22 protein-coding genes are annotated in these 21673 nt (G+C 30.5%); 21 read left to right on the plus strand and 1 reads right to left on the minus strand.

All coding sequences use genetic code 11. The features are described 5' to 3' along the window. Positions 1-67 precede the first annotated feature (67 nt). The 15 genes from hspQ to ACTTBE_RS06095 all read left to right on the plus strand — a co-directional run bounded on the left by hspQ (position 68) and on the right by ACTTBE_RS06095 (position 13787). Positions 68-388, plus strand: coding sequence for a heat shock protein HspQ (hspQ, locus tag ACTTBE_RS06025; RefSeq protein WP_262589942.1), 321 nt, complete (start codon positions 68-70; stop codon positions 386-388). A 177-nt stretch (positions 389-565) separates the two neighbouring features. Beyond that, positions 566-1273, plus strand: coding sequence for a heme ABC transporter permease CcmC (ccmC, locus tag ACTTBE_RS06030; protein ID WP_428078967.1), 708 nt, complete (start codon positions 566-568; stop codon positions 1271-1273). After that, positions 1270-1497, plus strand: coding sequence for a heme exporter protein CcmD (locus tag ACTTBE_RS06035; protein WP_440677594.1), 228 nt, complete (start codon positions 1270-1272; stop codon positions 1495-1497). Before ccmC ends, ACTTBE_RS06035 begins: the two co-directional genes overlap by 4 nt. Positions 1498-1507: 10 nt before the next feature. Beyond that, positions 1508-1927, plus strand: a complete 420-nt coding sequence (gene ccmE / locus ACTTBE_RS06040) for a cytochrome c maturation protein CcmE (RefSeq protein WP_262589939.1) — start codon at positions 1508-1510, stop codon at positions 1925-1927. After that, a complete protein-coding gene (locus ACTTBE_RS06045) occupies positions 1928-3802 on the plus strand; it encodes a heme lyase CcmF/NrfE family subunit (RefSeq protein WP_440677595.1) in 1875 nt (624 codons plus the stop codon). Next, on the plus strand, positions 3799-4317 hold the full coding sequence (locus tag ACTTBE_RS06050; RefSeq protein WP_440677596.1) for a DsbE family thiol:disulfide interchange protein: 519 nt from the start codon (positions 3799-3801) through the stop codon (positions 4315-4317). Before ACTTBE_RS06045 ends, ACTTBE_RS06050 begins: the two co-directional genes overlap by 4 nt. Then, the gene (locus ACTTBE_RS06055) at positions 4314-4673 is read left to right on the plus strand and encodes a cytochrome c-type biogenesis protein (RefSeq protein ID WP_440677597.1); all 360 of its coding nucleotides are present in this window, start codon (positions 4314-4316) and stop codon (positions 4671-4673) included. Before ACTTBE_RS06050 ends, ACTTBE_RS06055 begins: the two co-directional genes overlap by 4 nt. Positions 4674-4679: 6 nt before the next feature. Beyond that, positions 4680-5192, plus strand: a complete 513-nt coding sequence (locus tag ACTTBE_RS06060; protein WP_440677598.1) for an acyloxyacyl hydrolase — start codon at positions 4680-4682, stop codon at positions 5190-5192. Positions 5193-5202: 10 nt separating this feature from the next. Then, positions 5203-6354, plus strand: coding sequence for an alpha-hydroxy acid oxidase (locus ACTTBE_RS06065; protein ID WP_440653181.1), 1152 nt, complete (start codon positions 5203-5205; stop codon positions 6352-6354). A gap of 73 nt (positions 6355-6427) precedes the next feature. Further along, the gene (locus tag ACTTBE_RS06070) at positions 6428-7591 is read left to right on the plus strand and encodes a pyridoxal phosphate-dependent aminotransferase (RefSeq protein ID WP_440677599.1); all 1164 of its coding nucleotides are present in this window, start codon (positions 6428-6430) and stop codon (positions 7589-7591) included. 3 nt (positions 7592-7594) lie between these two features. Next, positions 7595-9091, plus strand: coding sequence for an FAD-linked oxidase C-terminal domain-containing protein (locus ACTTBE_RS06075; RefSeq protein WP_440677600.1), 1497 nt, complete (start codon positions 7595-7597; stop codon positions 9089-9091). Next, positions 9045-10325, plus strand: coding sequence for an FAD-binding protein (locus tag ACTTBE_RS06080; protein ID WP_440677601.1), 1281 nt, complete (start codon positions 9045-9047; stop codon positions 10323-10325). The genes ACTTBE_RS06075 and ACTTBE_RS06080 overlap by 47 nt, the downstream gene beginning before the upstream one ends. Continuing rightward, positions 10325-11614 carry a glycolate oxidase subunit GlcF gene (glcF, locus tag ACTTBE_RS06085; protein ID WP_440677602.1) on the plus strand — a complete coding sequence of 430 codons (1290 nt, stop codon included), beginning with the start codon at positions 10325-10327 and terminating at the stop codon, positions 11612-11614. Before ACTTBE_RS06080 ends, glcF begins: the two co-directional genes overlap by 1 nt. A 7-nt stretch (positions 11615-11621) precedes the next feature. Continuing rightward, entirely contained in the window at positions 11622-12575 is a 954-nt protein-coding gene (locus tag ACTTBE_RS06090; protein WP_075505843.1) for a 2-hydroxyacid dehydrogenase, read from the plus strand. A gap of 6 nt (positions 12576-12581) precedes the next feature. Continuing rightward, positions 12582-13787, plus strand: coding sequence for an MFS transporter (locus ACTTBE_RS06095; RefSeq protein ID WP_440677603.1), 1206 nt, complete (start codon positions 12582-12584; stop codon positions 13785-13787). Here ACTTBE_RS06095 and ACTTBE_RS06100 read toward each other — a convergent pair. Then, positions 13784-14815 carry a sigma-54-dependent Fis family transcriptional regulator gene (locus tag ACTTBE_RS06100; RefSeq protein ID WP_256998077.1) on the minus strand — a complete coding sequence of 344 codons (1032 nt, stop codon included), beginning with the start codon at positions 14813-14815 and terminating at the stop codon, positions 13784-13786. The genes ACTTBE_RS06095 and ACTTBE_RS06100 overlap by 4 nt on opposite strands. 200 nt (positions 14816-15015) lie before the next feature. On the opposite strand from ACTTBE_RS06100, the gene ACTTBE_RS06105 reads away from it, so the two are divergent. From ACTTBE_RS06105 to ACTTBE_RS06130, 6 genes are all read left to right on the plus strand, one after another. Continuing rightward, positions 15016-16077, plus strand: coding sequence for an NAD(P)-dependent alcohol dehydrogenase (locus ACTTBE_RS06105; RefSeq protein WP_262589926.1), 1062 nt, complete (start codon positions 15016-15018; stop codon positions 16075-16077). An 18-nt stretch (positions 16078-16095) separates the two neighbouring features. Continuing rightward, the gene (locus ACTTBE_RS06110) at positions 16096-17634 is read left to right on the plus strand and encodes an extracellular solute-binding protein (protein ID WP_440635396.1); all 1539 of its coding nucleotides are present in this window, start codon (positions 16096-16098) and stop codon (positions 17632-17634) included. Between the two features lie 72 nt (positions 17635-17706). Beyond that, on the plus strand, positions 17707-18570 hold the full coding sequence (locus ACTTBE_RS06115) for a carbohydrate ABC transporter permease (protein WP_075505839.1): 864 nt from the start codon (positions 17707-17709) through the stop codon (positions 18568-18570). A gap of 3 nt (positions 18571-18573) precedes the next feature. After that, complete coding sequence (locus ACTTBE_RS06120) at positions 18574-19422, plus strand: carbohydrate ABC transporter permease (protein ID WP_075505838.1); 849 nt, start codon at positions 18574-18576, stop codon at positions 19420-19422. Beyond that, a complete protein-coding gene (locus tag ACTTBE_RS06125) occupies positions 19422-20501 on the plus strand; it encodes an ABC transporter ATP-binding protein (protein WP_440650846.1) in 1080 nt (359 codons plus the stop codon). Before ACTTBE_RS06120 ends, ACTTBE_RS06125 begins: the two co-directional genes overlap by 1 nt. Further along, the gene (locus ACTTBE_RS06130; protein ID WP_440677604.1) at positions 20494-21567 is read left to right on the plus strand and encodes an ABC transporter ATP-binding protein; all 1074 of its coding nucleotides are present in this window, start codon (positions 20494-20496) and stop codon (positions 21565-21567) included. The genes ACTTBE_RS06125 and ACTTBE_RS06130 overlap by 8 nt, the downstream gene beginning before the upstream one ends. The last annotated feature ends 106 nt before the right edge of the window (positions 21568-21673 follow it).

A 21673-nucleotide genomic window follows, 5' to 3' on the forward strand; every position in this document is an offset into this window, starting at 1 on the left:
TGCCACATCACAAAACATTAATATTTTTTACATTGATTTTTATTTTTAAATACCCATACTAACTATCATGGCAATCCAAAAAGCTAAATTCTCAATTGGAGATATTGTTAAACATAAGCACTTCGAATTTAGGGGTGTTATTTATGATGTAGATTTCGAGTTTAACAATTCAGAGGAATGGTATCAGTCTATTCCAAAAAACGTTAGACCAAGAAAAGATCAGCCTTTTTATCATCTACTTGCCGAAAATGATGAAATCACTTACGAAGCTTATGTTTCAGAGCAAAATCTTTTGATGGACGACTCAGACGAGCCTATAAAACATCCGTTAATTGAAGAAATTTTTTCAGGTAAAAAAGGCTCAAGTTATTTCAAGCTTTCTAATTAGCTATCATTATTCAAACACATTTATTTCCAATCTAGGCCACACTAATTTTTTATAAAATAGTTATATTCTGATCAAGAGTGTTAAAAGTTAATCTTTCTTTATTATCTCCCCCTCTTCATTCTTGATCAGATAATTTTTCACAATAGTATTTTCAAAATAAATCCCTAAATTAGAGTTATGTTTAAACTTTTAGAGCCAAATAAAATTTTTCAAATTACTTCGAAGGCGCCAAAATATGTTTTATTTTTATTTGTTGTTGTTCTATCTGTTGGATTAGTTGAGGCACTCATATTGTCTCCAGAAGATTACAAGCAGAGTGATGCTGTTAGAATTATGTATGTTCATGTTCCTGCTGCATGGATTTCTCTTGGAATTTTTTCTTCGATAACTGTTTTGTCAATTTCAGGATTTATTTTTAAAAACAAAAATTTTTTTTTAATATCCAAAAGTTTAGCACCTTCAGGTTTTGTTTTTAACATAATTGCTTTGGTAACAGGTTCTATTTGGGGGAAACCTACTTGGGGTACATGGTGGGCCTGGGATGCGAGAATTACTTCGATGTTAATTTTAGCTCTATTTTATGCTCTATACTTAATCTCGTGGAGAATTTATGAAAATGAAGAAAAAGTTTTTAAAATTTCAACTTTTATCACTATTCTTGGAATTATTAATGTGCCAATAATTAAGTACTCGGTTGATTGGTGGAATACACTTCATCAACCTGCCTCAATAAATATCTTGTCTAAAAGCTCAATTCATTCATCAATGCTTTATCCATTATTGATAATGACTGCGGCATTTGCTCTATTTTCGTTGTTAATTTTCTTAATGAAATATAATACAGAACTGATAAAAATTAAAAATAAAGGTTTAGATAGACTATGATTAACGACTTATTATTTATGAATGGATATGCAGTATATGTGTTATCTGCATTTGGTTTTACTTTATTAAGTTTCCTAAGTTTATATTTAGTAACAAAAGTTCAATTTATTAAAGAACAAAATAAATTTGTTGCTAAATTTGGATCACTTAACACTGAACAAGCTAATTCTGCAAAATCACAAAGAATAAATAAAGAAATTTTAGCTGACGCAACAAACAACTAATTTTTGATCGATGTATGGTCGAAAAGTTAAGTTAAGATTTCTATTTGTTTCGACTATTTTATTAATTTTAATATTAACTGTTTTTTTAGTTCTAAAATCTTTAGAAGAAAACGTAGTTTATTTTCAATCTCCTTCAGAGATTAAGTCATTAACTGAGCTGACAAATAATAAAATCAGAGTAGGTGGAATGGTTAAAAAAAATTCTATTAGTATGAATTCTAATGAAGTGAATTTTATTATTACAGATTTTAAAAATGAGATTAATGTTACTTATTCAGGCGCTGTCCCAAATTTATTTGAAGAAGGAAAGGGAGTTGTAGCCGAAGGTGTTTTGAAAGACAGAAATTTCTTTTCAGCAACAAAGATTTTAGCGAAGCATGATGAAAATTATATGCCACCAGAGGTTAAAGCTGCATTGGAGGAAAATTAATTGATTTATAGCGTTGTTGGATATTACGCACTAATTTTAGGATTAATTAGTGGTTCAATTTTGATTTATTTTTCAGTTCAAAATTTTAGAAATTCAGAAATTTTGGATACTAAAATATTATCATTATCATTTTTACAATTATTTTTTGTTGTTATTAGTTTTTTTGGTTTAGTTTTATCTTTTGTAGTTTCAGATTTTAGTAATGAAACTGTATTTAATAATTCTCATACTACTAAACCTTTATTTTACAAAATTACGGGAACATGGGGAAATCATGAAGGTAGTTTGTTATTGTGGTTGTTGGTTTTAACGTTATTTATTTTTATTTTTTTATTAAGAACAAATAATCAATCAATAAAATACAAAACTCTAACAACAATATTTCAGCAGATTATAATTATTGGTTTTTTTGTTTTTTTACTAAAAACTTCTAATCCATTTAATTACTTATTCCCAATTCCTGAAGAAGGTTTAGGTTTAAATCCAATATTGCAAGATCCAGCATTAGCAATTCATCCACCTATTTTATATTTAGGCTATGTTGGTTCATCAATAATATTTTCCTCCGCACTAGCAGCCACAACTTTAAAAATCGTTTCAGGAAGCTGGGCAACTCATATAAAAAAATGGACTTTAGTTTCTTGGATATTTTTGACATTGGGAATTTTACTAGGTTCTATTTGGGCTTATTATGAACTTGGATGGGGAGGATTTTGGTTTTGGGATCCAGTGGAAAATGTATCTCTTATGCCTTGGTTAGCACTAACCACATTATTACATTGTATATTAGTTTTGGAGAAAAAATCGATTTTAACTTCTTGGGTTATAATTTTATCTATAGCTACATTTACACTCAGTATGTGTGGAACTTTCTTAGTTAGATCAGGTATCCTTAATTCAGTTCATACTTTCGCCAACGATCCTGAAAGAGGTTTATTTATATTAATATTTTTGTTTGTTCTAATTTTTATTTCTTTGTTTATTTTTTTCTTTTTTCATAAAGAGGATCAAAAGAATTCAATAAATCTTTTTTGGTTAAGTAAAGAAAGTGCAATTATATTGAATAATTGGTTCATGATGTATTTTTTATCTGTGGTTTTAATAGGTACAGTGTATCCAATTTTTTTAGATGTAATTTCTTCTGAAAAAATATCGGTCGGTCCACCGTTTTATCATAAACTAATTATCCCTTTTTTAATTCCATTTTTAATCGCTATGGCGATTGGACCTCAATTGAAATGGATTAAATCTAACTTAGATAGTAAAAAAATTCTTATATTTTTATTATTTGTATCGATTTTAATATCTTATTTGATTGTTAAGAATTTTGATAAAAATTTACTTGTAAACACTATTTTAATCTCAAGTGCATTTTATTTGTTTTTTATTACTGTGAGGGATTTTTTTACAAAAAAATATAAAAACATTTCTCAAACTATTGCTCACTTTGGATTTAGTTTATTAATTTTAAGTATTTTATTTAATAATTTACTTTCTAGCGAAGTAATTACCAATCTTAAAATTGGTCAGAGTTATGAAAATTCAAAATTTAAAATTTTACTTGAAAATGTAAACCAGAGAAGTGAAAAAAATTACAACTCAGTAGTAGCAAATTTTAAAATAATTTCCTCAGATGGAAAAACTAATAAAATGTCTCCAGAGTTAAGAATTTATAATCAGCCAAATATAGTAACCAGTGAAGCTGATATTAAAACTTCTTTAATGAAAGATAAATTTATTGTCATAAACTTAGTGCAAAATCAGGAATATTTTAATGTTAGATATCAAGACAAACCTTTTATGCTTTGGATATGGTTGTCAGTGTTATTATTAAGTATGGGTGGAATATTAAGTTTGTTTAGAAAGAGAATATGAAAGATAAATTAATACCTTCAATAATAATAATAAGTTTTATAATTATTTTTTTTATATTTTACAAAGGTTTACAGGAAACAAATATCTATACCCCTAAGTCAGAAATAAAAAAAGATATTCCAATTTTTTCTGGTGTTAAGTTTAATAGCAAAGAAAATGTTAACTCATCAGAAATATTTAATTCAAATAAATTTTATTTATTAAATATATGGGCCTCTTGGTGTGTACCCTGTAGACAAGAACATTCTCATTTAATGAAATTAAGTGAAAACCATAAAATAACTTTAGTTGGATTAAATTATAAAGATAATTTTAATAATGCTCAAAATTTTCTAACAAAATTGGGAAATCCATACGAAACAATATTATTGGATGAAGATGGTACAATTTCAATAGAGTGGGGGGCATATGGTGTGCCAGAAACTTTTTTAATTCATAAAAATAAAATAGTTGCAAAATATATTGGGCCATTAAATGAACAATTAATTAATGAAATTAACTCGATTATAAAATGAGAATTTTAAAAATTATTTTAGTTATTTTATTATTAATTCCAAATTTATCATTTGCTGATGACCAGCTCGAAAGAAATAAGATTACGAAAAATTTAAGATGTCTAATTTGCCAGGGTCAATCTGTGTACGATTCAGATTCTGATTTTGCAAATAGTATGAAAATTTTAGTTGATAAAAAACTTGAGGAAGGATTATCTGAAAATCAAATTTATGATTTTTTTAAAGATAAATATGGAGAATGGATTTTGTATGATCCTGGTTTAAATAAAAATACTTATATTCTTTGGTTATTGCCAATATTGATATTTTTACTTGGAGGTGCAATAATCCTAAAAAAATTAAAATTTAAAAATTAATCCAAAATGCATTTTAAAAAAATTCTGATTTTAATTACATTTCTAGCATTAACAATTTCACTAAATGCAGAAGAAATCAAACAGAGAGATTTAAATACTGAGTTTAATGTTTACACAGGAATGTTTGATTTTAGTGATGATGGAAAAAAATCAGAATTAATAGGTTTTCAGCATCAAAATGAAAATCTAAATAGAGACACCTTTTTAGGAAATTTGTCACCTGTAACCGGCGCTCTTATCACAGCTGACAGTGCAGCTTATGTTTATACAGGAGTTGAAGCACAATATAAAATAGGGTCTTTAAATTTCAATCCAAGTTTTGCTCCTGGGTTGTATCATGAGGGAGATGGAAAAGATCTTGGTCATGTCTTAGAATTTAAAACAGAACTTCAAATATCTCTAGATATGTCTGAAAGTAGTCAATTTGGTTTTTCATATAACCACTTATCCAATGCAAGTTTAGGAAGTAAAAATCCTGGGGCAAATAGTTATATGTTTAATTTCTTTAAAAGTTTCTAATACATCTTATATGAATTTGAATGATTGCTATAATTTTGATGATTTTAGAAAATTAGCCAAGAAGAAACTTCCAGCACCCATATTTCATTATATTGATGGAGGTGCTGATGATGAGATAACTTTAAATAGAAATACAGATTCGTTTAATGACTGTGATTTAGTTCCTAATATTTTAAACAGCGTTGGAGAGCCAGATTTATCCACAACAGTTTTTGGGAGAAAAATTGATATGCCTTTATTTTTATCTCCTACAGCAATGCAAAGCTTGTATGATCCAGAAGGCGATAAAGCTTCCGCTAGAGCAGCAGAAAAATTTAATACGATTTATAGCATGTCTACAATGGCATCATTTTCTATAGAAGAAGTTGCGAATGTTTCTAGTGGTCCAAAACTATTTCAACTTTATATCCATAAGGATAAATCAATTACCGATGATTTAATTGATAGATGCAGCAGAGCAAATTTTGACGGTATGTGTATTACTGTTGATACTTTAGTTGCTGGTAACAGAGAAAGAGATCATAGAACAGGATTTACTACCCCACCTAAATTTACTTTAGATAGTTTACTAAGTTTTGCTATGAGACCTGGTTGGGTTTTTAAATATTTTACTAATAAAAAATTTGAATTAGCAAATATCAAAAACAAAACTGATAAAGGAACAAACATTGCCAAATCAGTAATGGATTATATTAATGAGCAATATGATCCAGCGATGAATTGGAAAGATGCAGAATACTGTATTAAAAAATGGAATAAACCAATGGCACTAAAAGGAGTAATGTCCGTTGAAGATGCAAAGAGAGCAATTGATATAGGTTGTACCGCGATAATGATATCTAATCATGGTGGAAGACAATTAGATGGATCGAGATCACCTTTTGATCAAGTTAAAGCAATTTCAGATGCAGTAGGAGATAAATTAGAAATTATTCTTGATGGTGGAGTAAGAAGAGGAACACATGTTTTAAAAGCTCTTGCAGCCGGTGCAACAGCTTGCAGTTTTGGAAAAGCATTTCTTTTTAGTTTGGGCGCTGGAGGACAACAAGGTGTTGAAAGATTACTAGAGAACATGCAAAAAGAAATTAGAAGAAATATGATTTTGATGGGCTGTAAATCTGTAAAAGATCTTGATGAATCAAAAATAATCTACAGAAATTAAGATAAATTAAGGAAATTCAAATTTTATCTTAATAGACAATTAACTTAATTTATGTATATTTTCCAACTTTATTATGAAACTAGCAGCGTCACTTGATAGACTTGGAACAGAAAGTGCTTTTTCAGTTTTAGCAGAAGCTAAAAAATTAGAAGCACAAGGAAACCCAATGATACATCTTGGGTTGGGTCAGCCAGATTTTAAAACACCTAAACATGTAGTTGAAGCTGCAAAGAAAGCTCTAGATGATGGTCACCATGGCTATGTTCTTTCAAACGGAATTTTAGAGTGCAGACAAGCGGTTACTAGATGGATCAAGAAAAGATATAACGCTGAAGTAGATCCAGAGAGAATTATCATAATGCCAGGTGGTAAACCTACAATGCATTATGCTATACAGTGTTTTGGGGAGCCAGGAGCAGAAATTATTCATCCTACACCAGCTTTTCCTATTTATGAGTCTATGATTAATTATACAGGTTCTACTGCTGTACCTTATGATTTAACAGAAGATAAAGATTTAAAATTTAGTGCGGATAAAATTCTATCTTTAATAACTGAAAAAACTAGATTGTTAATTTTAATTAATCCTAATAATCCAACTGGAAGTTTTGTTGAGAAATCTGAAATTGATAAATTAGCAGAGGGTTTAAAAAAACATCCTCATGTAACTATTTTGAGTGATGAAATTTACAGTAGACAAATATTTGATAATAAAGAAATGCCAACATTCTTTAATTATCCAGAGTTAAGAGAAAGACTAATTGTTTTAGAAGGTTGGAGTAAAGCTTACTCAATGACAGGTTGGAGATTAGGTTGGAGTTTTTGGCCTGAAAATTTAATAGAACATATTAATAAATTACTAATCAATAGTGTTTCCTGTGTTAATGCTGCGGCTCAATTTGCAGGAATAGCAGCACTTGATGGACCAGACGATTCAATTGATTTGATGATGGAAAAATTTACTCAAAGAAGAAAATTAATTCATGAAGGACTGAATAGTCTACCCGGAGTAGAATGTAGTTTGCCAGGAGGAGCATTTTATGCATTTCCAAAAGTCATAGGGACTGGAATGGATGGTTCAGAGTTTTGTAAAAGAGCTATGCATGAAGCGGGTGTTGCTATTGTCCCAGGCACAGCATTTGGAAAAACATGCAAAGATTACGTAAGATTTAGCTTTGCTGCATCTCAGGATAACATTTCTAACGCATTGGAAAATATCAAAAAAATGCTAGGTTAAGCTATGTCTGAAATAGCTTTGCCAAAAATTGATAGGTCTATTGTATCTAATAAATCTCAAATAGTAAAAAAACTATCAAGTTTAACTAACCCAGAAAATGTTTTAAGCGAAGCTGATGAATTGAGACCTTATGAAACTGATGCTCTTTCAGTTTATACCCAAACGCCTTTAGCTGTGGTCTTGCCTGAAAACACTAAAGAAGTTAGCGAAATTCTTAAATATTGCAATGAAGAAAATATCAAAGTAGTTCCAAGGGGAGCTGGTACAGGTTTATCTGGTGGAGCATTACCTTTGCAAGATGCCATCCTTTTAGGTTTAGGAAAATTTAATAAAATTTTAGAAATTGATTATGAGAATAAATGTGTGATCACTCAACCTGGTGTTACTAATTTAGGAATTACTCATGCTGTAGAACATAAGGGTTTTTATTATGCTCCAGATCCATCTAGTCAATTAGCATGCTCAATAGGTGGTAATGTGGCTGAAAATTCAGGAGGTGTTCATTCTTTAAAATATGGAACCACTACAAACAATATTTTAGGTGTAGAAATGGTAATGATGGATGGAACCATTTGTAAAATTGGAGGAAAATCTTTTGATCAAGAAGGATATGACCTCATGGGATTAATTTGTGGTTCAGAAGGATTATTAGGCGTTGTTACTGAAGTAACTGTTAAGATTCTGAAAAAACCAGAAGTTGTTAAAGCAGCTTTAATTGGTTTTCCATCAATTAAAGAAGGAGGAGATGCAGCGTCTGAAATAATTTCAAGCGGAATAGTTCCTGCTGGAATGGAAATTATGGACAAAGCTCTTATTGAAGCAACAGATAATTTTAGCAAAGCTGGTTATCCAAGAGATGCCGAATTATTATTAATTGTTGAACTTGATGGAACAGAGTCAGAAGTAAATGAGTTGATTAAAAAAGTTGAGACAATTTGTAAAAAAAATAATTGTTCAAGTTTAAAATTAAGCAAAAATGAAAAAGAAAGACTATCTTTTTGGGCTGGAAGAAAAGCTGCTTTTCCAGCATGTGGTGCGATGGCCCCAGATTATTACTGTATGGATGGCTCAATACCTAGAGGTAAACTTGCAGAAGCTTTACTTGAAATAAAAAAACTTTCAGAAAAATATAATTTACCAGTGGCAAATTGCTTTCATGCGGGTGATGGAAATTTACATCCACTAATTATGTTTGATGGAAATGATAAAGAGCAGTTAATAAAAACTGAAGAGTTTGGATCAGAAATATTAAAAACTTGCGTAAGACTTGGAGGAGTAATCACAGGAGAGCATGGAGTTGGTATTGAAAAAAGAGAACTTATGTGTGAGATGTTTAATGATAATGATATTCAACAACAGTTAGATATTAAAAAATCATTAGACGAAAAAAACTTGTTAAATCCTGGAAAAGTATATCCTATTCTCAGAAAGTGCGCGGAGGAAGGAAGGGTTCATGTCCATAAAAGCAAAGATAAATTCCCAGATCTTCCAAGATTCTAATAATATCTATTATCCAAAAAATGAGAGCGAAGTTTCAGAATTAATTAGAGAACTTTACAAAAAAGACTCTCCTACAGAAATAATAGGAAATAATTCTAAAAGCTTCATAGGAAATAAAGCTCAATCAGCAAATACAATGTCACTTTCGAAGCTTACAGGCATAATAGATTACAGACCTGAAGAACTGTATATTAAAGTAAAGGCTTGCACACCAATTGAAGAAGTTGAAAAAATACTTGATGAAAATAATCAGGAATTAGCTTTTGAGCCTATTGATTTTGGTTATATAAAAAATGGTGTATCTAACAAAGGAACAGTTGCAGGTTATTTATCTTGTAATTATGCAGGCTCAAGAAGGTTTAAAGTTGGAAGTGTTAGAGATCATGTGTTGGGTTTTAAAGGAGTAAATGGCAAAGGGGATATTATTAAATCAGGTGGTACAGTAGTTAAAAATGTTACAGGTTATGATTTGTCAAAACTTATAGCTGGATCTTTTGGTACATTAGTAGCTTTAACAGAAATCACTTTAAAGGTTTTACCAAAAAAAGATTCTTCAAATACAATCGCAATTTATATTGATAAATTTGAAGAGATTTTTGATTTATTTATTAAATTATCAAGTTCAAGCAGTGAAATATCAGGAGCCGTGTATGTTCCCAATAAATCAAAGGATGATGATTTTTTAAAGAAAAAAAATTCTGTATTTAAATTTAATGATTTAAAATCAAATACTTCTTTTCTAGCTTTTAGAGTAGAGGGAGATAAAATTTCAATTAAGGAAAAAATTAAAAATTTAAGTAAAGAGCTTGAACTTAATAAATTTGAAACTTCTACTTTAGATGTTTATCAATCAGAACCATTTTGGAAAAAAATTAATAATTTAGAAATTTTTGAGAATACCAAAAATAATTTAATCAGAATGGTTATTCCTCCAGCAAAAGGATCAAATTTATTAAAATTTTTAGACAATAAATATAAATATTTTGTAGATTGGTGTGGATCATTATTTTGGATAGAAGTTGATGAACAAAAAGAAGAAAAAATAAAAGAGCTAAAAAAAATAGCTCTGGAGTCAGGTGGTTATTTAACTGTAATAAAAACTTCAGCAGATTATGATTATGGAGAATCAATTTTTACAGTCGATGATATACGTTTGATGATTTCAGAAAAAATTAAGAAAAGTTTTGATCCAAAAAGAATTTTAAACCCTGGAAAAATGTATAGAGGAATTTAATGCAGACAAAATTTACTGAACAGCAACTTAAAGATTCTGATAATTTTGCTACAGAAAAAGTATTTAAAAAGTGTGTTCACTGTGGAATGTGTAATGCTACTTGTCCCACACATCAGCTGTTAGGTGATGAATTGGATGGACCAAGAGGTAGAATTTATCTTATTAAAGACATGTTGGAAAATAACAGAAAACCAACTGAAAAAGTTGTTAAGCACATTGATCGTTGTCTTTCATGTTATAGCTGTATGACTACTTGTCCTGCAGGTGTAAATTACATGCACATCATAGATCATGGAAAAAAATATATTGAAAAAAATTATGAAAGATCTTTTTTTGATAAACTAATTAGATATTTTTTATCAATCACTTTACCAAATGTTAAAGTATTTAGACTTTCAAGTTTTTTTGTTAAATTGGCAATGCCATTCAAATTCTTAATGCCTACAAAGATTAAAGACATGATTGAATTAATGCCAACAACTTTTCCAAAAAAAACTTTACCTATTAAAGAGATTTACAAAGTTTCAGACAAGAAAAGAATAGCAAGAGTTGCTTTATTAACTGGATGTGTACAAAAAGAAATTTCACCTCAAATAAATGAAGCAACAATCAGATTATTAAATAGACATGGGGTTGAAGTTGTAGTTCCAAAAAAAATTCGTTGCTGTGGATCTTTAAATCACCATCTAGGAAAAGAAGAGGATGCTCACCAAGATTTTAAAAATAATATAAATACTTGGTATGAGGAGCATCAAAAGGGAAATTTAGACGCAATTTTATCTAATACATCAGGTTGTGGTACTACCATGAAGGATTATGGTTTTATTTTTAGAGATGACAAAGAGTTAAGTAAAAAAGCAAAAGTCATATCAGATCTTACAAGAGATATTTCTGAGTATATTTTTGAAAGTTTAAAACTAAATATAAAATCTAAAGGAAAGAAATATAAAGTTGCTTATCACTCTGCATGTTCAATGCAGCATGGTCAAAAAGTTCATTCACAACCAATTTCATTACTTGAAAAAACTGATAATGAAATAATGGAAATTCCACAAGGGCACATTTGTTGTGGATCAGCAGGAACTTACAATATTTTACAATCAAAAATTGCAAAACAACTATTAGAAAATAAGGTAAATAACATAGAAAGTTTAAATCCTGATTTTATTTCAACAGGAAATATTGGTTGTATTACCCAAATTTCTCATGGTACTAAAGTCCCAATTTTACATACAATTGAAGTTTTAGATTGGTACACAGGCGGTCCCAAACCTGAAATTTTAAAATAGGGGTTTTATGAAAAAAATTTTAATTACTAGAAGACTAATCCGAGAGAGTGAAGATAAAGCATCAAAATTATTTGAAGCTAAATTTAATTCAAACGATGAACTTTATTCACAATCAAAAATTATTGAAATGAGCGAAGGATGTGATGGAATTTTATCATCTTTAACTGAAAAATTAGATGCTGATACAATAAATAAACTTCCAGATAGTATTAAAATAATTTCAAATTTTGCAGTTGGTTTTGGAAATATTGATTTAGATGCTGCTAAAAAAAGAGGTATTGCTGTAACTAATACTCCAGAAGTTTTATCAGATGCTACAGCTGAGATAGGAATATTACTTATATTAGGAGCTTGTCGAAGAGCGTCAGAAGGAATTGAATCTGCTCGTGAGGGTGGATGGAAATGGTCTGCAGATTATTTAATTGGAAAACAGTTAACAGGAACAAGATTAGGAATTTTAGGCATGGGTCGTATCGGTCAAAAAATTGCAAATATCGCTAAATCTTTAGGCATGGTTATTCATTATCATAATCGTTCAAAATTAAGTGAAGATAAAGAGCAGGGTGCAATTTATCATGACAGCATAAAAAGTCTTTTTTCAGTGTCAGATGTTTTATCTATCTGTTGTCCAGCTACAAAAGAAACAGAAAATTTAATAAATAAAGAGACAGTAGAGTATTTCCCTAAAGGTGCTGTGATAACAAATGTTGCTCGAGGTGATATAGTTGATGATGAAGCTTTGATTGATGCATTGAATAGAAGAAAAATTTATGCAGCAGGATTAGATGTATATAAAAATGAACCAAATTTAAATCCTGGTTATTTAAAAATCCCGAGTGTTTTTGTTTTGCCTCATTTAGGAAGCGCTACAAAAGATACTAGAATTGCAATGGGAAATTTAGCGATAGACAATATAGAAGAATTTTTTAGAACTGGTAATTGCGTTAATAAAGTTAACTAAATTTTAATGAATAAACCTGTTCTAGCTAAATCAAAAGCTATTATAATTTTTTTAGTTTTTGCTTTAGGATATTTTATTTCTACTCTCTTAAGAGCAATAACTGCAACAATTTCACCTGAATTAGTAAATGAATTTAATCTTTCTGCAGGAGAGCTTGGATTATTAGGTGGCGGATATTTTCTAGGATTTGCAAGTGTACAAATTCCTTTAGGCTATATGCTAGACATGAGAGGTCCAAGAAAAATTGTTTCATACTTTTTATCATTAACCATTGTTGGTTTATTAATATTTGCTCTCGCTCAGAATTTTTTAACTCTTTTAGTATCTAGAATAATTATAGGAGTTGGTGTTGGAGCTTGTTTAATGGGGCCTTTGACAGCTTATCGGATTTGGTATCAAGATGAAACCCAACAACGTGCAAACTCATGGATGTTAATGGTCGGTGCAATTGGTATGTTGTCATCAAGTTTACCAGTTCAATTTTTCTTACCTATAATTGGTTGGAGAAATATATTTTTTCTTTTAGCTTTCATAACTTTGGTTTGTATAATTTTGATAATTATTTTTATCCCTCAGTGGACTTCAAAAGGTAATCAGAAAAAGGATGATGCAAAATTGAGTATTGTTTGGCAAAATCAATTCTTCAGAAGTGTTATTCCAATGGGCTTTTTTAGCACTGGAGGGTTATTTGCTATCCAAACTCTATGGGCTGGTCCTTGGATGACAAAAGTATCTGGGTATACACCAGAGGAAAGTGCAAAAGGGTTATTTTTAATTTATTTTTTTATGCTGCTATCATTTTTAATATGGGGATATTTTGTTCCAAAATTTTCAAAGAACGTTAATGATGCAATCAGATTATTGAAATATGGTTCACCATTAAGTTTATTGGTATTGGGTGTAATTATTTATCTAGGTCCAAATACAGAGTCAATTCATTGGGCATTATTTATAGTTTCAGCTGTATTTTTGTCCTTAATCCAACCAGCTGTTGGAATGGCTTTTTCTGTTTCTAATGCAGGTAAAGCTCTAACTTCTTATAATCTATTGATATTTATAGGTGCCTTCTTTCTGCAATGGATAATTGGGCTTATTATAGATTTAGGATTAAGTTTAAACTACTCTGAAATTATTTCATTTCAATTAGCAATGTCTTTTGTACTAGTTACGTCTTTAACTTCTTATTTATATTTTTTATTAAAAAATAATTAATTTAGATGTTTATAAATTGTAGTTCTAGATACACCCAATTTTCTTGATGCTGCAGAAATATTATTAGTCTCACTAAAAGTTGATCTAATTAAGATACATTTTTCTCTTTTAATTTTTGTATCCTCACAATTTTTACAAGCGTAAGTTTTGTTTTGTTTGCCAGTTTCTATAAATTTACTTTCTTTAAAATTTTGACTTTTGACCACAAAAACAGATGAACCTAAATGATCTGTTATCTTTAGAGTTTTATTATTTAAGATATCTGATGCAATTGATGAAAATGAAGTTGTAAAAATTTTATTAAAATTTTCATTTTTCAAGTCAACTAGTCCGTTAAGCATAATTTTTGCATTGTTGTTTGCACCCACAATTAATCCATCCCCATTTATTGCCAGCATCCCAACACTAGTTGTAGTTAGATATTCTTGTCTTGGGTGAAAAGAAATAATTAATTCATTTTCAAATTTTTTAATAAACAATTTGGTTTCGATACTTCTAGTTGCAAGTCTTACTAAAGCTAGCGTATGTTGTTCTCTGGACATTGAGTCTGTTGAAGCATCAATAATACCAATAATTTTACCGTCATAATTTATGATTGGACTTGCAAAGCACGAAATATTTTCATGAGCAGTAAAAAAGTGTTCTTTACCTGAAACGATAGTTGGTTTTTTTAGTTCAACAGATAATCCAAGACCGTTTGTTCCACAAATTTTTTCTGCCCAAATTGAACCTGGTATTACTGTTTTACCAACGTCAGTTTGTAAACAAGATTTGTCATAAATTGTATCCAAGACTAATCCTTTCTCATCTGAGTAAGCCACCATAAAATTTGTTCCTGCTATTTGGGAATATAAAAGTTCTAGTTCAGGAATAATTATTCTTCTGATAGTTTCATTTCGCTCTTTTATCTCTTTTAATTCGATTGATGAAATTACACTTTGTTTAGGATCATTAAACGGATCAAGGCCTTCACTGATACATCTTAACCAACTTTCATTAATATCTTTTCCCATCTCATAAGAGCTCATATTCCTTTTGTGTAGGATATTTTTAAGTTCGCTGTTTGAGTGACTTAAGTTTGACATTTTAAAAGTTTATTTGTTTTTCTAGATACAACAACCAACCACAGGTTGTAATTGTTAACTTTTTGTACATATAAAGATGCCGTTGACTCCATTCTATATCAGAATTTTAATAGTGTTACTTAAATATTAAAGGAGAGATAATAATGAAAGCACAGGTTTTGCATAAATATGACCCTGAAATGAAAGAAAAGGTCTGGGTCACAGGTGAGGAGATGCCAGATCCTAAAATTGAAAAGGCGTCAGACGTTATAGTTAAAATTGGTGCTGCAGGAGTTTGCAGAACTGATTTACATATTATTGAAGGAGTATGGAAACATATCCAAGATCCAGATGGAAAATTATTACCATGTGTAATGGGACATGAAAATGCTGGCTGGGTAGAGGATGTAGGTTCAGACGTTACTGAATTTAAAAAGGGTGATCCTGTAATATTACACCCACTTATTTCTGGAACAGGAGGAACTTGTTTAGATTGTAGAAGAGGTAATGATATGCATGCTGAAGCAGGAGCATTTCCTGGATTAAGTATTAAAGAAGGTGGCTACGCTGAACTATTAAAAACTAGCGTTAGAAATCTAATTAAACTTCCAAAAGTATTAGCGCCTAAAGATGTTGCACCTTTTTCAGATGCAGGTCTTACAGCTTATAGAGTGGTAAAAAAAGCAACAAGACATTTGCTACCTGGTCAGAGCTGTACAATTATTGGCGCAGGAGGTTTAGGTCACATCGCTATTCAATGTTTAAAAGCTATGTGTGCAGCAGATATTATTATTGTTGAAAAATCTGAAGCAGCATTGAAACATGCAATGGAACTTGGTGGTGACCACGGAGTTTTAATTGATGGAAACGAAATTGAAAAAGTTCAAGAACTAACAAAAGGAAAAGGTTCTGAAGCTGTAATTGATTTCGTAGGTGAAAAAGGATCTACTGCCATGGGAATTCAAATGACTTCTAATGGTGGTTTTTACTACATAGTTGGATATGGAGAAGAAATTAAATCACTTGCAGTTGATTTAATTATTTCTGAGAAAACAATTGTAGGTAATTTAGTGGGAACGTGGTCTGAATTATATGAATTAATGGAGTTAGCTGACAGAGGTAAAGTTAAGCTCTCTATGCAGGAGTATAGTTTAGACGATGCTAATAAAGCGCTTCATGATCTTAACGATGGTAAGGTTAAGGGACGAGCTGTTTTAGTTCCATAAAAAAAAAGAGAGGTGATAATGAAAATAATAAAAACCTGCTTAACGGCTGTAATATCAAGTATGATGATATTTAGCCCTATGGCATATGCTGATAAGTGGAGTGATCAATTCCCACATATCAAAGCAACAGGAGATATTCCAGGTGATTGTTCTTATGAGGAAATGTCTAAGAAAAATTACAAAGGAAAAACTCTTAAAATAAATACTCACGCAATTCCAGTAATGGGAGAGCCAACAGCTCTTCATGCTGAACAGTTTGAAAAATTAACTGGAGCTAAAGTTGAAGTTACTCATACACCAGCGGGTGATTTGTATTCTAAAGCAATGGTTCCTTTTCAAGCTGGACAAGCACCTTACGATATTGTGTTTGGATTTTCTAACTTTATCAATGACTGGAAAAGATATTTAGCACCAGTTCCTAAGAAGTATATGAACTCAACAGAGATGAAAGACGTAACTAAATCTCATATGGGTGTATCATCTTGGGATGGAACTATGTACCAGTATCCAGTTGATGGTGACAGACACTATCTAAAATATAGAAAAGACGTCATTGATAATCCTGAAATGCAAAAAAAATATAAAGCAGAAACAGGAAAAGATCTAAAAGTTCCAACAACTTGGAAAGAATATGCTGAGATGGCAAAATTCTTTAATGGTTGGGACTGGGATGGAGATGGTGAGTTAGAATATGGTTCAGCTGAAGTTATGAAAAAAGACGACTTAATGTTCGCAGCTTTTTTCAGCAGATCAGTTGCATATGCTAAAAATCCAAGAACCCCAGGTGGTTTCTTTTTTGATTTAGAAACTATGAAACCAAACATTAATAATCCAGGTTTCGTTGAAGCTTTAACTGATTGGGTTGAAGCTACTAAATATGTTCCTCCAGGGGGAACTAACTTTGGTCTAGGTGACGAAATTGGATCATTTGGTGGTGGACAAACTTTATTTAGTTTTTCATGGGATGATGCGTTTATTGCAGCGATGCAGGATGATAGCCCTATTAAAAATAAAGTAGGTGCAGCTCCTCTTCCAGGTGCTAACAAAGTTTGGAACAGAGTTTCAAATAGCTGGGAAAACCAATACAACCAAGCTCCTTACATTGTTTGGGGTTGGGCAGTTGGTGTTGCTAAGAAAAGTAAAGTAAAAGATATGGCGTTTGATTATCTTTGCTTCTTCTCAAATGGAGCAAACCACCAAGCTGACTTAGCAATTGGTAGATTTGGTGTTAACCCTTTCAAAAACTCTGACTTCGACCCTAATATTTACATTAATAGTATGGGTTGGGATCCAGAGATCGCTAACAGTTACACTCAAACACTTTTAGATATGGAGAAAAGTCAAAATAGAGTTTTCCCTCTAAGAGTTCCAGGTGTATTTGAGTTTACAAGTGCTGTTGCTACAGGAACTTCTAAAGCTTTAGCAGGACAATTGTCTCCTCAAGAAGCATTAGACGAAGTTGCTAAAGAGTGGGAAGCAATTGTAAGCAGAGTAGGTAAAAAAGCAGTAAGAGATGCCTACGCTGTTGGTGTTAAAATGGAAGATAACCAACTATAATAATACTTAATTTATGTGGCCGTTTATTAAAATGGCCACATATAAAAAACATAATATAATCCAATTTTACAAATGAACTTTAAGCATAAATATTTCTTTCTGTTTCCAGGTCTATTTGTGTTGATTGGAATTTTAATCTTTCCAATTATTTTTGTTGTTAGATTAAGTTTATCTGGATGGAATAGTTATAATCCAGGTTTAGATTTTATAGGTATAGAAAACTATATCCGTCTATTTACAGACGACCCAAGATTTTGGGAATCTTTTTTTAGATTAAGTTTTTTATCTGTTACAACAGTAATTCTCCAGTATGTAATTGGATTTGCTCTTGCACATATGGTTTGGAAAGACATCAAATTTAAAAGATTTTTTAGAGTATTATTTTTAGTTCCAATGATGACAACTCCAGTAATTATGACTGTTATTTGGAGAACTTTTTTTCATGAGTCTTTAGGACCTGTTAATGATATTTTATCTAATTTTGGTTTATCTCCGAAATGGTTAACAGACCCAGCTTTAGCTAAATTTACAGTAATTATAGTTGAGGTTTGGCAGTGGACACCGTTTATGTTTCTACTTTTATTAGCAGGTTTATTGTCATTACCTAAAGAACCATTTTTAGCTGCTGCAATTGATGGAGCTAGTCCAGTTAGAAAGTTTATTTATGTAACTTTTCCGCTAATGGCACCTATATCAATTGGGGCAATAATTATAAGATTAATTGAGGCATCTAAAATTATGGATACGGTATATGTCCTAACATCAGGAGGTCCAGGTACCTCAACAGAAACATCAAGTTTTTATATTTTTATTAAGGGATTGAGAGAGTTTCAAATGGGATACGCAGCTTCGATGTCTTTTACTTACTTAATTATTATGATCATAAGTTTAACAATTATTGCAAAGGTTTTAACTAAATTACTTTTAAAAGAATAAATTATGAGCAAGCTTTATACATTTTTAAAATATTTTTTTATTGTCTTTTGGGCAGTTTTTGTTGTTGCTCCTTTTCTTTGGGCCTTAACTACATCGTTTAAAGATTTTCAATCTGTAAATGGGGGAGTTACGTATATACCATGGGTAGATTTTGAACCTAATTTAGAGGGTTGGAAAGTTTTGATAAAATCTCCAGCTAAAGGTGGAGTTGATATAGTAGAACCTTATTTCAATAGTTTATTTGTAACCTGTACTGCAAGTTTAATTAGTATAATTCTTGGCACATTGTCAGCTTATGCTTTATCCAGATACACCTTTAAAGCAGGTTTTGTAAAAAATAATGACATTACATTTTTCTTTATTTCTCAAAGAATTATGCCGCCAATTGTTTTGTCAATTCCATTTTTCTTATTTCTAAGTTCAATTAATTTATTAGATAGCCTCGTAGGATTGATTGTAGTTTATATTGTTTTACTGATGCCTATTGCAGTTTGGATTATGGTTGATTTCTTTAATAAAGTTCCAAGAGAGATTGATGAAACAGCTTTGATTGATGGATGTAATCCTTATCAAGCTTTCTTAAAAGTGGTGCTACCAAACTCAATACCAGGATTAATTGTTGCTGGTATGTTTTGTATTATTTTTGGATGGATAGACTTTTTCTTTGCATTCATTTTAACTTTCACAGAAGTACAGTTATTACCAGTAAAAATTGTTGCTTTGAACTCATCTGTTACTCCATGGTGGAGCTTATCAGCATCTGCCCTGGTTTCAGTTGCACCATTAATTATAGTAGCCTTCATAGTTGAGAGATATCTATCTAAAGGAAACTTATCAGGAGCAATTAAATAATGAATTTAATTGCTAACAACTTAACCTATAAACCAAGTGAAGAATATCACTTAAATGAAGTGTCCTTTAATTTTAAAGAGGGGAATTTATACACAATTCTTGGAAGAACTTTGTCAGGTAAAACAACTTTACTAAAAACTATAGCTGGTCTTTTAACTCCAGATAGCGGTGCTATTGAATTTGATGGTAAGGATTTTTTAAAGGTTCCAGTTTGGCAAAGAAATGTAGCTATGGTGTATCAACAATTTATTAATTACCCTCATTTAAATGTATTTGAAAATATTGCTTTTCCTCTAAGACAAAGAAAAATCGATAATGAAGAAATCAAAAATAAAGTAATGGAGTCTTTAAAATCAGTTGGGTTAGTTGGCTATGAAAACAGAAAAATACAGGAGTTATCTGGTGGTCAGCAACAACGTGTCTCTCTAGCAAGATCATTAGTTAAAAATGCTAAAATATTATTGCTAGACGAACCTTTAGTTAATTTAGATTACAAATTGAGAGAACAGCTTAGAGAGGAATTTAAGAGTTTGTTTTCAAAGGGTTTAGCTGATGAAACTATTTTAATTTATTCTACTACAGACCCAAGAGAGACCATGGAACTAAATGGAGAAGTAATTGTTCTAGATGAGGGGAAAGTGCTGCAAGTAGGTCCAGCAAAAGAAATATTTGAGAACCCAAGTTCTTTAAAAGTTGCTGAAATTTCTAACGACCCACCTATGAATATTATTGAAGCAGAAATATCTAATGAGCAAATAAGATTTGAAGGTATTGAAATTAAAGCGCCTAATCATTTATCAAAGTTAACAGATAGCGGATTAAAGATTGGTTTAAGATCTTCAGACATTGAACTTAATGAAAATGGTCACGAATTTGAAGTTGAGCTTGCTGAAATTAGTGGTTCTGAAACTTTACTCCATTTAAAAAGAGGAACTATAAAAATTATTATTTCTATAGAAGAGGTTTTGAATTTTAAAATTCATGACAAGATTAAAATAGATTTTAAAATAGATAGAGCTTATGCCTTTGCTGCTGATGGTAAATTAGCATCCTCACCATTTGGAGGAAACAATGGCTAAAATTGATTTAAGTAATATCTCACATTCTTACAATCCAAATGATCCAAATCCAGTTTATGCATTAAATCCATTTTCGATGACTTGGGAGAACGGAAATAGATATGCAATCTTAGGTCCTTCTGGATGTGGAAAAACAACGATGTTAAATATTGTTTCTGGATTGGTAAGACCATCAGCTGGAAAAATATTATTTGATGATAAGAATGTTACAGATTTAAAAACAGAAGAAAGAAATATTGCTCAAGTTTTTCAGTTTCCAGTAATTTATAACACCATGACAGTTTTTGAAAATCTTGCTTTTCCATTAAAGTGCAGAGATTTTTCAAAAGCCAAAATAGATGAAAGAGTCAACTCTGTTGCAGAAACTTTAAATTTAAAATCTTTTTTAAACTCTCTTGCGCGAAAATTAACAGCAGATCAAAAACAATTAATATCTTTAGGAAGAGGTTTGGTACGAGAAGATGTTGCTGCAGTTTTAATGGATGAGCCTTTAACTGTTATTGATCCTGATCTAAAATTTAGATTAAGAAGAAACCTAAAAGAAATAAACGAACAATACAAAACAACGTTAGTTTATGTAACACATGATCAAAACGAAGCCATGACATTTGCAGATAATATAATTGTGATGAGCGAAGGAGAAGTTGTACAAACAGGTTCGCCCAAAGAATTATTTGAAAGACCTAATACAACTTTTGTTGGTTACTTTATTGGTTCACCTGCTATGAATTTATTTGATAGTGAAGCAACTTCAGAAAATACTGTTAAAATAAATAATACAATAATTAAAACGAATACAAATTTGTCTAATTTAAAAAATAAAAATATAAAATTAGGAATTAGATCTGAGTTTATTAAAATTGCAAAAAATCAAAGTGAAAATCTTGTTGATGTGAATGTTCAAAAGGTTGAAGATTTTGGTAATTACAAATTGATTACTGCGAGAATGGATAATTTTGAAATTAAATCCAAAGTTAATAGAGAAACCGAAATTTCAGGTGAAAAAATTAAACTTCATATTCCAGCTGAAAAGTGCTGTATTTACGAAAATAATAAATTAATTTAAGTTTTAAATTCTACCTATAATTGTAAAAAAACCCTATCTAACCCATTCTAGGTCACTTTTTAGAAAGACTCTAATGTGAAAATATGTTTTAGTGCTCGCCAAGTTA

This window comes from Candidatus Pelagibacter sp. HIMB1587 (genome assembly GCF_052047775.1).
Taxonomy (GTDB): domain Bacteria; phylum Pseudomonadota; class Alphaproteobacteria; order Pelagibacterales; family Pelagibacteraceae; genus Pelagibacter.